Below are 15198 nucleotides of genomic sequence, written 5' to 3'. Positions count from 1 at the left end.
TGGCTATTTTTGTAAAGAATTCTAATTAAGAAAAAGATGTTGGATTATGTGGTGATTGGTGGTGCGCAAGCAGGGTTAGCTATGGCTTATCATTTGAAAATAATGAATAAAAAGTTTATAGTTGTTGATGGCGAAGAAGAAATTGGTGCTTCCTGGTTGAATAGATGGGATTCTTTAAAACTGTTTACTCCAACAGAATACAATCATCTTCCAGGCCTGAAATTTGATGCTCCCAAAGGACATTATCCAACTAAAATAGAGGTTGCCAATTATTTTAAATTGTATGTCGATACATTTGAAATTCCTGTGCAATTAAACACCTTAGTTACATCGGTACGCAAAGCAGAAAAAGGTTTTTATGTTAGTCATAAAAATGGCGAAATTAAAACCAAAAATGTTATTGTAGCTACAGGACCATTTCATATTCCTTATACACCGCCTTGTCATACTAAAGCATCAGCAGAGATACTTCAAATGCACAGTAATTATTATAAAGGTGTGCATCAATTACAGGAAGGAGATGCGTTGGTAGTTGGGGGTGGCGATTCTGGATATCAAATTTTGAACGAAATTTCCAAAGACGCATCTAGAACGGTCTATTTCTCTGGAGATACCGATGTAAAATCTTTACCTCAGAATTTTTTAGGAAAAACATTATGGTGGTGGTTTACATTGGTCGGGTTTTTAAGCTATAGCAAGTATAGTTGGATAGGGAAAAAAATTAATTCTTCTACGCAACCAGTTATTGGAACAGATGTTAAGGAAATTCTTTCTAGAACCAACGTCATTCCTGTAGGAAGAACAAAAGATGCCTTAAACGACAAGATTATTTTTGAAACTAAAAAAATAACTACCATTAAAAATATTGTGTGGGCAACTGGGTATCGTCCAAATTTTAGTTGGATAGAAGGTTTGGAATTGGATGCAGATAGTTATCCTAAAAATTATAGAGGGGTTAGTAATATTAAAGGGTTGTACTTTATTGGCTTGCCATGGATGTTTACCCGTGGATCGGCAACATTAGGAGGGGTCTCGAAAGACGCCAATTATTTGGCCAATATGATAAGTAAGAAAGGTAAAAAATAATTTTAATATAGTTTTTTAGATTCATTTATACCTTTGTACTTCGTTCAGAATAAATTAGTTTGAACATTCTTCCTCTATTATTATATAAGTAACAACAGTGGATTACCTTTCGTATTCTAGTGAAAAAAAAATTTTTAACAGTCATTGCTATCAATATTTTCTAATTTTATAGAAATTTAAAAACTACAATTTTATGAAAAAACTATTACTTAATTTCTTTGCAACCATTTGTGTCTTTGGGATACTTTCGGCGCAAGATTACACGACACCAGATACTGGTTTAACTTATTCTTTGGATGACCTTGTTATGGAAAGCCCATCTACTATATCAGTTACAGGAAACACTTATACTTTAGTAGGGAATCTTACAATTTCTGAAACAGATATTTTACTAATTGATTCTGATTTGACTTTAGAAATTGGGGCAGATATTTTGATTACCGTTTTTGGAACTTTTAACGTAGATGCAGATAATGTTATTTTTACAGCTATTGATATAAATGCTCCTTTTGAAGGTTTTCGTTTTGAAGAGTTCTCAGAAATCAACATTCAAAATTCTACTATAGAATATGGAGGTGGCTTACGCGTTCTAACGGAAACGTTTACCATTAACAATTGTGTGGTTACTAATAATGTGTCTGGTGTAGCTACTAGTGGTGTTATTTCACTTTCCAGAGGGATGGCGCAAATTACTAATAATACTATTAGCTTTAATCAAACAGCAGCCATTAGTTCTGCTGCCAATAGTGCTGTGTCTCCTTACATTTTTAATAATTATATTGAAGGGAACAATCAAGAAAATTCTAACCGACCTCAAATTAACATAGGGTCGACCATGGTGGAAGAACCTATACAAATTATTCAAAATACCATTAAGGGTGATCGTGCTTTGAATATGGTAGGAGGTATTGCTATATCTAATTTTGTAGCTGGAAATATCAACGCAGTTATTGACGATAATATCATTATTGACAACCGTTATGGTCTTACAATTTTAGGAAACAATTCGTTTGCTTATATTAGAAATAATACAATAGAAGATAATAACACCCAAGGAAGTCCTAATTTAGGAGGAAGTGGTATTTCTTTAAATACGTCTTCAGCAGGAATGGAAGTTATTGCAAGTGGTAACCAAATAAGTGGTAATCTATGGGGAATTACCGTTATTGGCGAGGCATCTATCAATTTAGGTGATGGTGCTGATAATGTTGGGCAAAACGCTTTTTCTAACAATGGTAACGGAGGCGTTATTTATGCGCTTTACAACAATACTCCTAATCCAATAATGGCGATGAATAATTGTTGGGATGAAGACAATTTGCCAAACACGCTAGCAGATGCTGAAGCAGTAATTGTACATCAAAACGATATTGGCTCATTAGGTTTGGTAACCTTCGATCCAGTTAATTGTGGGTTCTTAAGTGTTGAGGAATCGCAATTAAACGCCGTGTCAATTTATCCTAATCCTACTAACGGACAATTATATTTGTCCAACAATACTTTGTTTGAAACAATGAATGTATACAGCATTGATGGGAAATTAATCATGGAGAAAAAACTTCAGCCAGGTACTAATGAGATGTATCTTGAATTGAATTCTGGTATTTATATCTTGGAATTGAATGGTGCTAATAATAGAACTATAAAAAAGCTAGTAGTTAAATAGTTTTTTTAAATCTATATTAATGAAAAGCTCCACCTTTTAGTGGAGCTTTTTTTATTGAATTTATGTGAAGATTGTAGAGCTGGTTTAAAAGAGGTTATCTTCTACCTCCAAAACCGCCACCGCCACCAAAGCCTCTTCCGCCACCAAAACTACCGCCAAAGCCACCGCCACCGCCATAGCTTCCGCTAAATCCAGATCTTCCTCCAAATTGTTGAGCTTGGGTAGCGCCTCTTTGTCTGTTTTGAAATTCATTGTCCAAATCATTCATTTGCGATGATTCACTTCTATTCCCAGACAAATTATTTCCGCCGTTATCACCATCAAACTGATGATCGCTAGAGTTGTTTTTATCAAAATTATCGCCGTTCATATTAGAATTTTCCCAGCCATTTGCAGATTTCTGATATACATTACCATTTTTAGAAGCGTACATATCTCCACTAGCACTTTCTCCAACTCTCGCAGAACCAACGCCTCCAACTTTTCCTGCCACTTCCGCACCAGAGTTAGACGTTATATGTCCAGTATATGCCGTTTTACCATCTCCTGAAGTAATTCTACTAGCACCTGCTGTTCCATTAGGATTTGAAAATTGTCGTGTTCCTGCGCTAGCTCCAGTGTAAGGATTGTATGCTTGTCCAGCGCCTCTGGAATACGCGCCATTTGTTGCTGATGCTCCTCTTGAATAAGTTCCTGTTGAAGGATTATAACCTCTACCAGCTGATGCACTGCCATAAGGACCGTATGCTGTTACCCCATGACCATAAGCCCCAGTAACAGAATTATATGAAGAGTGATAAGCTACACCTCCATAATAATACGGATGATAAGCATAACAACCATAAGTCATTGCTAAACCAAAATATAAAGGGTAACCCATTGGAGGATAATAATAATAAGGTGGATAATAGTACCCAGATCCATACATCACTACAGCGCCAACACCTGTATTTGTAACATAAACGCCTTCATATCCTGCAGTATAACTTGAATTAACCATACCGTCAGGAGAAACTGTTTGAGTTACATAAGTCACATTATACACTGGAGAATTTGCAGGCATCTCATAAATGGCTTGTGGTATAGTAGCTGCCGCCTGCCAAGGTCCTTCTGCTGTTGTAGAATCAAACCAAACACCATCGACACATGCATAATAAGATTCGTTGGATACTTCAATAACTTTATCGGTTGTATTTACGGCATATTCTAATTCTGTATCATCAATAGCCTTAAATTCTGGCTTCCCAGAGTATTTAATGTCTAGCTTGCTTGCAGCTTCAACACCATTTATCTGAATTTTTGTTGGGATTTCAGCAATCATAATGGCATCTGCAGCTTCATCTGTTCCTGGAACATGAGCTAAAATGGATGCCGCTGGACTTGTTGTAGGAATATTTGAAAAATCTTTAGGTAAGTTATTAGAAGCATAAGTCCAAGGTCCTTCCAAATTTGAAGCACTAAACCAACGTCCTGAGGCTAAATAATAGTAATTGTTTGTTGTGCTACTAAAAAACACATCACTATCAGTGTTCGTAGCATATTTTAAAGTGGTTTCCTGAATTTCTGAATAAACCGGAGTGCCTTCAAATAAAATAAGGACAGCCGTTTTATCTGAGTAAAAAATTTGAGGTATTTTTTTATTCGCTTTAGAAACAGGAGGAAGGGCATCTTTTAGATGTGACCAGTTTGAATTGTTTGAAAGTGTGTCTAAAGAGTTTGGTAAGTTATTAGTGAATGTCCACGGGCCATTAACAGCGGAGCTTTTTTGCCATTCTAAACCATCATAAACAAAATATGAGGAACTTGTAGAATCAAAAAATAAAGGAAAATTAGAATTTATAACATACTCTAATGTTTTATTAGATGAGGTTACAGGCGATTTTACAGCTTCTCCGTCTAATTGAAGTAAAACCGTAGGCTTATAACTGTATAAAATAACTGGAGGTGTATTATTTACATCAACAGTTTTCTTTGGCGCTGTTTTAGGGGTGCTCGCAACAATTTGTTCTAAAGAAATGTTTAAGGTTTTATCAGGGGTCATAAATTCACGTACCACTTTAGACATTATTTGAACAGAATCTGCGCTCATTGAAGGGAAATCTGCCTTAATAAATTGCATGTCTTTTATTAAAACTTCGTGAGTTATTGTATTGACATCGGTTGCTGCATTTAAATAAACGACACCAACAATATCTTTTCCACCAGAAGGTGAAAGTTTAAATGCCATTCTAAAATCTAAAATCTCATGATTGTCCCAACTTTCAACTTGTGGTTGGTAAGCGGATAATGTGGAGTCTCCTTGGGATAACTCTTTTGGCCAAAGAATTTCTTGCGAAAAAACGTGGGCTAAAATAGCCAAAAATGCTAATAGACTTAGTGCTAACTTTTTCATTTTTATTAGATTATAATTTTTTATATATTCAAATTTAATATTATTTTCTAAGCTAATTAATCAGAATTATATAAAACTGATCAATGCCTATCTTTCAATTTCAATTTTAAGGCTTAATTAATAAGTAGGTGTTCCTTTTGAGGTAGCCTTTTTTATGTCAGAATTTTTTGTCAATTACCCTAACAGGATTAAGGGAATTGTTGACAATAATTTCAAAGTCAATGACACCTATTACTAATTCTTCTTCAGTTATCACTTCTACCTTCCATAAACCTTCCTTTACATTACTTTTGAATGTATGGCCACGAAAACCTCCATTTCTGCCACCCGAAATTTCATAGCCTATATCCTCTACAATTTCCCATTCTTCTGTTTCATCGTTGTACCATTCCCAACGATGAAAAATTGATTTCTCTATGTCGGTAGGAGCAAATATGGATGCAAAAACATAAACATTTTCACCTGGTTCGTAAAGGTATTTTAATCTATGCTTTCTCCAAAACACATACCATTCATCCCTTTCATACGTGATAATATAATTATTGTTTTCCACTTTAATATTGTGAGCAACGATGCCATTCTCTAAAGCAAGTGGGACAGGCGGAATGAGTTTGAAAAAATAAAATAAATTAATGATTGCGTATATTGAAAATACCAAACCCAAAAGTTTTCCAATACGAATTTCAGCACGCGTACTTGGACTTAAATTATAAATGATAGTTATTAATATAAGCGTAAAAATTAAACTAATTAATCCTGAAATAATAAAAACATTCGTATTCATTAATTTAATGAATACTGGGATTATGAAAGTGAAAAATGTGAAGCTTATAAAGAAATAGACACTAAATTGTAAGTATTTATTTGAGATTCTTTTTTTAAGAAACTCGTTTGCGAAAAGTAATGCAAGTAGGATGATAAAGAATGAAAAGGTTCTTGATAAAGAAACACTTCTTGAGAAATAAATAACAAATGCACTTGAGAGTCCACCAAAGAAAAACTGAATGGCTAAAGGGAAATATGTCTGATAGCGCTCAAGAAAGGTATTTTTCCACTTCCCGTCATCAGCTAAATTATAGAGAAAAAGTGTGATAGTCAATAGGCTCATGTGTAAGCACAAGACAATTAAATCATACAAGCGATCAATGCGACCAAGTGTTAATGTATCGAAAATAAACCCTCCTATAAAAAAAATAAGGGGAGCATACTTTCCGTGCTTTCTAATATAATTTCGAAAGGCACTATTTCTAAACTTAACTAAGGTTCTTTTCATATAAATTTTGAAAGCGTTTAAATGGCTAACGTTTTAGAATATGACTAATAGACTTTCAAATCGCTAAATTTTCGGGTTCTCATATTCTCAAATTTAGTATTGAGCTTTACTTAAAGTTAAACAAAAAAATAAATACTTTTCTAAAATGCTTCATTCACACCAAAATAAATACCACTACTGCCATCAATCCCAATAGCCGCATCGAGTCTTACCCAAGTATCCTGAGTCTTTAAAATCTTATATCTTAAACCTCCGCCGGCACTAGGTTTTAGTTCGTTAAAATTAGCGAGTTCTTTAAAATCGCTTGCTACTTTTCCAAAAAGACCAAACCCAGCTAATGCCCATCTTGGTTTAAAGCGATATCTATATTCTGCCTGAAAGAGATATAGACTGTTATCTATAAAACGACCTTGGTAATAGCCCCGTGCTCTATTGCCTCCACCATACCAAGCCAACCCTTGAAACGGAGCCGTGCCATAATTTCCTTCGTAATAAAGTTGAAGGGCAACAATACTATGTTTGCTTATTTTCTGGTAGGTGCGTAAATCGGCAATAAACTTGTTATAATTCTGAGTGGCTCCAAAAAGTTCACTTGAAAATTGGGCATTTATTTTAAGTAAATGTCCCGCAGTAGGTGATCCCACATTATTTCTAGAATCTAAATTAAAAATGGCACCAAAACCACTTATTATGGCACCATCGCTACCAGGAATTTCTCCGGAAGCTAAAAGACCACCTTCTTGAACCTTTGTAACATCGTGATTTTCATAAATGTATTCGAAGCCAAAATTTAAATCGGGAGGCAACCTTTTTAGAAAACTTACTTTTGTAATGTAAGAGGTCATATCATAAGATTCCTCATTGCTGTTTGGAGTGGTATTACCAATTCCCCAAAAGTTATTCGGAAAAATCTTCCACTTAAAACTCATGTCAAGAAAATAATTACCTTGACCAAAATAAATTTGAGGAATCACATCAACAATAAATTGCTTATTAGATGTCATAATAAAGTCTACAAAAATATTTGAGACGCGGTCGTTATATATATTTTTCTCTTTTAATAAAAATATTTGCGCGCCAGCACCAAATCCAAAACTTGTTTCTGGGGTATAAAAAATAATGGGAATAGCCACAAACTGAAATTTCTTACCCTTATTAAGAGTATCAGATTTTATAACGTCTTCCTTGGTCTGACTATAACTGTCAGGTATTAGAAAGAGACTAATTAATATGAGGAGAATTAGTTTTTTCATTATAGAGGTTTCGAGTCTATTAATATTTTAAAACCAAAAGAAAAAGAAATGTTACTTAGTTCGTAAGTCACATTGTTTGAATTTTGATTAACGCTAGTTCCTTGATTTAAATTTAGCCAATACACATTGTAATTAAGACCTAAATCAAAAACAATTCGATCTTGAATCACATAAGAAAAACCAAACGTAGAAAGAAAACCAAATCCACCGCCCTTATTTATATTTTCAACGTAAATTTCATCTTCCAGACCTCCCAGGGTTTCTCTATATAGCGCGTAACCTGGAGATAAACTAAAAAACACGGAGCCAATACTGCTGGGAGACAAATAGTAAGTTCCTTTAGGGCCTACAAAAAATGTTTCGGAGGTGTTTTCTTCATTTTCATTTTCCTCATTGCTACGTTCCATGTTGACCGATAAGCCTAAGTTTAAGCGGTCTATTAGAAATGTTCCTGTGGCAATTTCAAATCGGTACCAATTGCTTATGGATTTATTATCGGTTTTTGTGTTTTCAAAAGACCCAGAGCCAATAGCCCCAGAAAGTCCTGTTAGCCATCTACCTTTTCTAAAAGGAGTTTGATTACCGTAATCTGTAGAGTCTAATTTAGTGTCTTGTGCAAAAGTTAAAGTAGGCATAAAGCCAATGCATGCAACAAAAAAAAGTAATAAAATTGATTTGTTCGTCACTTAAATAGCGCTTAAATTAAGGTTTTGAATTCTAGGACTAAAGTATTAAAAAAAATAAACAATAAACTTAATTAATTAAAAAGTTGCGAAACTTAAAAGAGCTAATTAATGCAAAAAGAAGGCTTCGATGCTTCAATATAGATTACTTGCTTAGATAATAGAATGTTTAAAATTTTTAAAACTATCTTTGCCATATTAAATTATCATGATGCATAAAGCAGGTTTTGTAAATATTATAGGAAATCCAAACGTTGGAAAATCGACATTAATGAACGCTTTTGTTGGTGAAAAGCTATCAATTATCACCTCCAAAGCACAGACAACCAGACATAGAATCTTGGGAATAGTTAATGGTGAAGATTTTCAGATGATATTATCTGATACACCTGGGATTATTAAACCAGCTTATCAGTTGCAAGAATCGATGATGGGTTTTGTTAAATCGGCTTTCGATGATGCTGATGTGCTAATATACATGGTTGAAATTGGCGAGAAGGAATTAAAAGACGAAGCTTTTTTTAATAAGATAACCAGTTCTAAAATTCCGGTTTTATTACTCCTAAATAAAATTGATAAATCCGATCAAGACCAGCTTGAAGAGCAAGTGCAAAGTTGGGCTGCAAAAGTGCCAAATGCAGAAATATATGCTATTTCGGCTTTAGAAGGGTTTCAAGTAAAAGAAGTTTTTAATAGAATTATTGAGTTACTTCCAGACTCACCTCCATTTTACCCTAAAGATCAATTAACAGATAAACCAGAACGGTTTTTTGTAAACGAAACGATCCGAGAGAAAATATTAATACACTACAAAAAGGAAATCCCTTATTCTGTAGAAATTGATACCGAAGAATTTTTTGAGGAAGAAGAAATTATTAGAATGCGTTCGGTAATTATGGTAGAACGCGAAACCCAAAAAGGAATTATTATTGGACATAAAGGTTCTGCACTAAAACGTGTTGGTGTTGAAGCTAGAAAAGATTTAGAGAAATTCTTTGGTAAACAAGTCCATTTAGAACTTTATGTAAAAGTCAATAAAAACTGGAGAAACGACCAAAAGCAGTTAAAACGTTTTGGTTACAATTAGTATAAAAAGGTGTGAGGTATTAGGTGTGAAGTGTTTTGGAACTGAACATTGAAATTCGGAATATTGATTTATACCTTAAATCTAATCTCTTAAGGTGTCTTTCATAAACCCATGTAATAAATGCATGCCGTCTTTGCCTGTCTTTTTTCCCATCTGGCCAATAACATACAAAGCAACCCAAATAAGAATCATAAGAAACATGACACTTAATTGTACAGCATAACTTGTTTTTAAAGCCCAATTGGTGTATCCCCAAACGCCAAATCCAAGAAAAAGGCCACCAACAATAAAATGAAAAAACATAAACATGGTCCAAACAGTTGGGTTTGGTCCAAATAACCCACGTAATAAACTGTTGTTAGAGTCTATTTCTTCAATTTCTAAATGTAATTGTGGAGACCAAAAATGCTGTTTGTGTTTTGGTAATTTAATAAACACGTGATTGTCAATTCGCGACACTATAAAGTGGTTTTGGTCTTTTTTAGCTTTATCAAATAAGCTCAATAAATCTTCATTATTTTGGGGTCTTTCAAATTTAAAACGTGGTCTTAGAACCACTTCATTGAGTGTTGAGGAGTTGGACATATAAATTTTTAAATTAATCAATGTTTCTAAGTTGGTAAGCCTATAAATACACTCAACGTTTTACGAAGTTTTTGAATTCAGAAGGTATAACTATAAAGTCAATTAAATCGTTTAATAAATGTTGCAAATTATATCTCATTCACATATTTATTTTTTTGAAGCAAACAAAATACAATTTAATACTTAGCATATCATTATATTTGCATCAAAATTATTTAAAATGAGTAACATAGTTGCTATAGTAGGAAGGCCAAATGTTGGGAAATCGACTTTTTTTAATCGTTTAATACAACGAAGAGAAGCGATTGTTGATGCTGCAAGTGGGGTAACCAGAGATAGACATTACGGTAAAAGCGATTGGAATGGAAAAGAATTTTCTTTAATCGACACAGGGGGATATGTAAAAGGAAGCGACGATATTTTTGAAGCTGAAATTGATAAGCAAGTTGAATTAGCTATTGATGAGGCCGATGCTATTATTTTCATGGTAGATGTGGAATCTGGTGTGACAGGAATGGATGAAGATGTAGCGACTTTGCTTCGAAAAATTAAAAAACCAGTTTTTTTAGTAGTTAATAAAGTTGATAATGCTAAAAGAGCTCAAGATGCCGTAGAATTTTATTCTTTAGGTTTAGGCGAGTACTTTACCATTGCAAGTATTAATGGAAGTGGGACAGGAGATTTATTAGATGCCATTGTTGAAACTTTTCCTTTAAAGGAGGAAGTTGAAGAAGATGAGCTACCAAGATTTGCAGTTGTTGGAAGACCAAATGCTGGAAAATCCTCTTTTATCAATGCCCTTATTGGGGAAGATAGATATATAGTTACAGATATTGCTGGAACAACTAGAGATTCTATAGATACCAAATTTAACCGTTTTGGTTTTGAGTTTAATTTAGTGGATACCGCTGGAATTAGACGAAAAGCCAAAGTTAAAGACGACTTAGAGTTCTATTCTGTTATGAGAAGTGTACGTGCAATCGAGCATTGCGATGTGTGTTTGATAGTTATGGATGCTACTCGTGGTTTTGATGGGCAAGTACAAAATATCTTTTGGCTAGCGCAACGTAACAGAAAAGGAATCGTGATTCTTGTAAATAAATGGGATCTTGTTGAAGATAAAGGGAACAATTCTATAAAAGAATATGAACGTGTTATCAGAAGAGAAATGGAACCTTTTACAGATGTGCCAATTGTCTTTATTTCTGTATTAACTAAGCAACGTATTTTTAAAGCTATTGAAACAGCCGTTGAGGTTTATAAAAATAGAACTAAGAAGATTAAAACAAGCGTGTTGAACGAGGTTTTATTACCAATTATAGAACACAATCCACCACCAGCTTATAAAGGGAAATATGTAAAAATTAAGTATATCATGCAGTTGCCAACACCGCAACCGCAGTTTGCTTTTTTCTGTAATTTACCTCAATATGTTAGAGATCCATATAAACGTTTTCTAGAAAATAAATTACGTGATCAATTCGATTTTAACGGTGTTCCCGTGAGTGTGTACATGCGTAAAAAGTAATTATATCTTATTATAAATAAAAAAGGTTCTACATCAAGTGGAACCTTTTTTTTGTTAGAAAACCTGGTATAAAATTATTAATTGAATAACTCAGATTGTAATTCTTAAACGAATGTTATTTAGAGTTTATTTTAGTTTTATTTGGAATCTTTATATGGTGATTTTTAGTTCTCTCACGTTGGATGATCTGATAAAATATCACGAAACTTTAGTGCTGTATTACCAACTTCCACCAGCTCCACCACCAGAGAAACCTCCGCCGCCAAAACCGCCTCCAAAGCCACCGCCACCAGAAGAACCACCAAAACCACCAGAAGAACCGCCAAAGCCACCTCTACCCATATTACTTAGAATAATAGCATCAAGAATACTAAAGCCTCCAGATTTGTTGTTTCCAGAGCCTCCAGAGCCTCCTTTTCGATTTTTAGAAATGGAAATTAAAATAAAAATAAAAATGATAAATAAGAAGAAAATTAAGCCTGCAGGAAATCCAGGATCCTCTGTAGATTGTCTGGAACCTTGATATTCTCCCATTAATACTTGAAAAATAGCATCTGTTCCTTTGTTTAAACCTTCATAATAATCTCCTTTTTTAAATTCAGGAATTATCACGTTTCTTGTAAGTTCACCAACAATACCAGCAGTTAATTTATGCTCGACGCCATAACCTGGCGAAATCCAAATCTGTCTATCGTCTCTGGCTAATAAAACAAACACGCCATTGTCTTCTTTTGCTTGTCCAATACCCCATTCTTGAGCCCATTTGGCAGATAAAAGTCCAATGTTTTCACCTTTGGCTGTTGGAATTATAGCAACCACAATTTGTGTTGAGGTCGTATCAGAATATTTAATGAGTTTTTGTTCTAAACTACTTTTTTCTGAAGCAGATAGTAATGATGCATAGTCGTAAACACTAGTTTGTTCTTCAGGTATTTTAGGAATATCAAACTGTGCAGAAATATTTTCAAATGAAAATAATGAAATACATAAGACTAAAAAATAAAATTTTCTAGAGAGGTTACGAAAAAACTGTAAACTACTAACTGAATACTGCATGCTATTTTATCCTTTTGATATCTCGTTACTTAATTCGTTGGTGTCGTTATGTTGCCAAGGAAAGTGTTTTTCTAAAGCATTTCCTGCTTTTAAAATACCATTTACAAGGCCTTGTTTAAAATTTCCAGATTTAAATTGCGATTGAATAGCATCTTTCGTGTCATCCCAGAAATCTTTACCAACTATGTCATTAATGCCTTTGTCGCCATATATAACAAACGTTTTATCTTCTACAGCAACATAAATTAATACCCCATTTTGTTCTTTTGTATTGTCCATTTTTAAATAATGGAAGACTTCCATGGCGCGATCAAATACGTCCGTTTTAGAAGATTTTTCAAGATGCACCCTGATTTCCCCAGATGTATTTTTTTCAGCCACGCGAATGGCATTAATAATATCTTGTTCTTCTTGAGCAGTTAAAAAATCTTCTATTTTAGACATATCTTTTTATTTAAAATCAAATTCAACTTCTACTGGTTTTTCAGCTCCAGCTTCAGCATCGAAATATGGTTTTCCTTCAAAATTAAAAATACCTGCTAATACAGAATTAGGGAATGTTTTAACATGAGTGTTATAAGGTTTGATAGCTTCATTATAACGTGTTCTAGCAGTTTGAATGGTGTTTTCTGTGCTAGTTAGTTCATCCTGAAGTTTTAAGAAATTCTGATTGGATTTTAGTTCCGGGTATCTTTCAACGGTAACCAAAAGTCTGGATAACGCACTGCTTAATCCTCCTTGAGCTTGATTGAATTCTTGTAATTGCTCTGGTGTAATATTTGAAGGATCAATTGTTGTTTTTGTAGCTTCACTTCTAGCTTTAATAACAGCTTCAAGAGTGCTTTTTTCAAAATCGGCAGCTCCTTTAACGGTATTTACAAGATTGCCAATTAAATCGTTTCTACGTTGATAAGAAGTTTGGACATTTCCCCAAGCTTCACTTACGTTTTCATTAAGTACAACCGCCGTATTATTAAATCCTACAGCCCATCTGTAAACGCCAAAAGCAATGACTGCTATAATAAGTACAGGAATTAACCATTTTTTCATAATATTTAATTTTAAGTGTTAGTGTTTTTTTATATTAGTTGTAAAAGTTATAAAGATGTTACAATTGCTCTTTAATTTTATTTAGTTGCGACTTGATATTTTCTAATTTAGTAATAATTTCGAAAACTTCAAGGGGTTTCTTTTTCTCTTCTTTTAGATGTGTTTTTGCACCTTCAAGAGTAAAACCTCTTTCTTTTACTAGATGAAATATAAATTTTAGATTTTTAATGTCTTCAGGCGTAAACTTCCTATTGCCTTTTGCGTTTTTCTTAGGTTTTAAGACATCAAATTCTTTTTCCCAAAAACGAATTAAAGAGGTATTCACGCCAAAAGCATTAGCTACTTCGCCAATACCGTAATATCGTTTTTCAGGTAAATCTATATGCATTAGTCTAAAGATTGATTTTCTAAGGAAGCGTGTTCCAATAATTTATTAAATTCTTCAGCAGATAAACTTCCGTAATAGAAATTTAACGGATTGATACGTTCGCCATCTTTAAAAATTTCATAGTGTAAATGTGGCGCTTCAGATCGTCCTGTGCTTCCAACAAATCCAATGATATCACCACGTTTTACTTTCTGATTCTTCTTTACATTGTATTTATACATATGTCCGTAAAGACTAACGTATCCATATCCATGATCTATTCGTACATGGTTTCCATAACCAGAAGATGCATTGTCTGCCCTTACTACAACGCCATCCCCAGAAGCATAAATAGGTGTGCCACGAGGTGCTGTAAAATCCATGCCCCAGTGCATTTTTCTTGCTTTGGTAAAAGGATCGGTTCTAATCCCATAACCAGAAGCCATTCTTGTTAAATCTTCATTTGTAACAGGTTGTATGGCAGGAATAGCTTCCAAAAGTTTTTCCTTTTGTTCCGCTAATTTGGTGATTTCATCTAGAGATTTTGATTGTACCACAATTTGTTTTTGCAGTTGATCAATACGTTTATGACTTTCTATAATTAATTTCGAATTATCGAATCCTTCTAAATCTTTATAGCGATTAATACCTCCAAAACCAGCTTTTCTTTGTTCATCTGGTATTGGATTTGCTTCAAAATACAAACGATAAATATTGTTGTCTCTTTCAGCAATGCTGGCTAAAACAGTCTCTGTCTCGTCCATCTTTCTGTTTAATAACTCAAGCTGTAATTCGGCATTCTGTAATTCGTGTTTTAAACCTTTTTCTCTTGGAGATTCAATGAATTGACTAGATATAAAAATAAATATAAAGGCGAAAATAGCAGAGGCCAGTAAAAATAGCATCATGTATTTTACCGTTCTACTTTTTTTTCGCTCTATTCTTCTATAAGAAAGCGTATCAGGATCATAATGATATTTTACCTTACTCATTATCTAATTTATGCTATTTTTGCATGGAATTAATTTATAACAATTTATCAATTAATATCCAAAACGAACAAACCTACAAAATATTTTTAATGTAAATTTAGTGAAAACTAAATGATAAAATAAGAAAGTAGGGTCTCTCAATCCGAAATTTAAAATAGATTTGTAGAGAAATTGTAAAAA

General features: G+C 33.6%; 14 protein-coding genes. 4 read left to right on the top strand and 10 right to left on the bottom strand.

Annotated elements, in window-relative coordinates:
* The first annotated feature begins 36 nt into the window (after positions 1-36).
* On the top strand, positions 37-1086 hold the full coding sequence (locus tag IEV77_RS14820; RefSeq protein WP_188466175.1) for a flavin-containing monooxygenase: 1050 nt from the start codon (positions 37-39) through the stop codon (positions 1084-1086).
* A gap of 193 nt (positions 1087-1279) precedes the next feature.
* A complete protein-coding gene (locus IEV77_RS14815; RefSeq protein ID WP_188466173.1) occupies positions 1280-2752 on the top strand; it encodes a T9SS type A sorting domain-containing protein in 1473 nt (490 codons plus the stop codon).
* A 94-nt stretch (positions 2753-2846) separates the two neighbouring features.
* On the opposite strand, the gene IEV77_RS14810 is transcribed toward IEV77_RS14815, so the two are convergent.
* From IEV77_RS14810 to IEV77_RS14795, 4 genes are all read right to left on the bottom strand, one after another.
* Positions 2847-5144, bottom strand: coding sequence for a hypothetical protein (locus IEV77_RS14810; protein ID WP_188466171.1), 2298 nt, complete (start codon positions 5142-5144; stop codon positions 2847-2849).
* 157 nt (positions 5145-5301) lie between these two features.
* Positions 5302-6417, bottom strand: coding sequence for a DUF2914 domain-containing protein (locus IEV77_RS14805; RefSeq protein WP_188466169.1), 1116 nt, complete (start codon positions 6415-6417; stop codon positions 5302-5304).
* 140 nt (positions 6418-6557) lie between these two features.
* Positions 6558-7670: a BamA/TamA family outer membrane protein gene (locus tag IEV77_RS14800; protein WP_188466167.1), complete on the bottom strand. Its 1113-nt coding sequence runs from the start codon at positions 7668-7670 to the stop codon at positions 6558-6560.
* Positions 7670-8305, bottom strand: a complete 636-nt coding sequence (locus tag IEV77_RS14795) for a hypothetical protein (protein WP_229736681.1) — start codon at positions 8303-8305, stop codon at positions 7670-7672. The genes IEV77_RS14800 and IEV77_RS14795 overlap by 1 nt, the downstream gene beginning before the upstream one ends.
* A 256-nt stretch (positions 8306-8561) precedes the next feature.
* Between IEV77_RS14795 and era the strand changes: the two genes are divergently transcribed.
* Positions 8562-9440 carry a GTPase Era gene (era, locus tag IEV77_RS14790; RefSeq protein ID WP_188466163.1) on the top strand — a complete coding sequence of 293 codons (879 nt, stop codon included), beginning with the start codon at positions 8562-8564 and terminating at the stop codon, positions 9438-9440.
* An 81-nt stretch (positions 9441-9521) separates the two neighbouring features.
* Here era and IEV77_RS14785 read toward each other — a convergent pair whose 3' ends face one another.
* On the bottom strand, positions 9522-10025 hold the full coding sequence (locus IEV77_RS14785; protein ID WP_188466161.1) for a GTP-binding protein: 504 nt from the start codon (positions 10023-10025) through the stop codon (positions 9522-9524).
* Positions 10026-10245: 220 nt separating this feature from the next.
* Here IEV77_RS14785 and der point away from each other — a divergent pair, with 220 nt between their 5' ends.
* Positions 10246-11553, top strand: coding sequence for a ribosome biogenesis GTPase Der (der, locus tag IEV77_RS14780; protein WP_188466159.1), 1308 nt, complete (start codon positions 10246-10248; stop codon positions 11551-11553).
* A 219-nt stretch (positions 11554-11772) separates the two neighbouring features.
* On the opposite strand, the gene IEV77_RS14775 is transcribed toward der, so the two are convergent.
* The 5 genes from IEV77_RS14775 to IEV77_RS14755 are packed head-to-tail and all read right to left on the bottom strand — an operon-like array spanning position 11773 to position 15018.
* Positions 11773-12609, bottom strand: a complete 837-nt coding sequence (locus IEV77_RS14775; RefSeq protein ID WP_188466157.1) for a TPM domain-containing protein — start codon at positions 12607-12609, stop codon at positions 11773-11775.
* 6 nt (positions 12610-12615) lie between these two features.
* Positions 12616-13053, bottom strand: coding sequence for a TPM domain-containing protein (locus IEV77_RS14770; RefSeq protein WP_188466155.1), 438 nt, complete (start codon positions 13051-13053; stop codon positions 12616-12618).
* A 6-nt stretch (positions 13054-13059) separates the two neighbouring features.
* Positions 13060-13659 (bottom strand): LemA family protein, encoded by a 600-nt coding sequence (locus IEV77_RS14765; RefSeq protein WP_188466153.1) that lies wholly within the window; start codon positions 13657-13659, stop codon positions 13060-13062.
* A 58-nt stretch (positions 13660-13717) separates the two neighbouring features.
* A complete protein-coding gene (locus tag IEV77_RS14760) occupies positions 13718-14047 on the bottom strand; it encodes a MerR family transcriptional regulator (RefSeq protein WP_188466151.1) in 330 nt (109 codons plus the stop codon).
* Positions 14047-15018: a M23 family metallopeptidase gene (locus IEV77_RS14755; protein WP_188466149.1), complete on the bottom strand. Its 972-nt coding sequence runs from the start codon at positions 15016-15018 to the stop codon at positions 14047-14049. Before IEV77_RS14755 ends, IEV77_RS14760 begins: the two co-directional genes overlap by 1 nt.
* Positions 15019-15198: the final 180 nt, after the last annotated feature.

Source organism: Xanthomarina arctica, assembly GCF_014638915.1.
Taxonomy (GTDB): domain Bacteria; phylum Bacteroidota; class Bacteroidia; order Flavobacteriales; family Flavobacteriaceae; genus Xanthomarina; species Xanthomarina arctica.
This window is presented reverse-complemented; position numbering and strand designations above follow the sequence as displayed.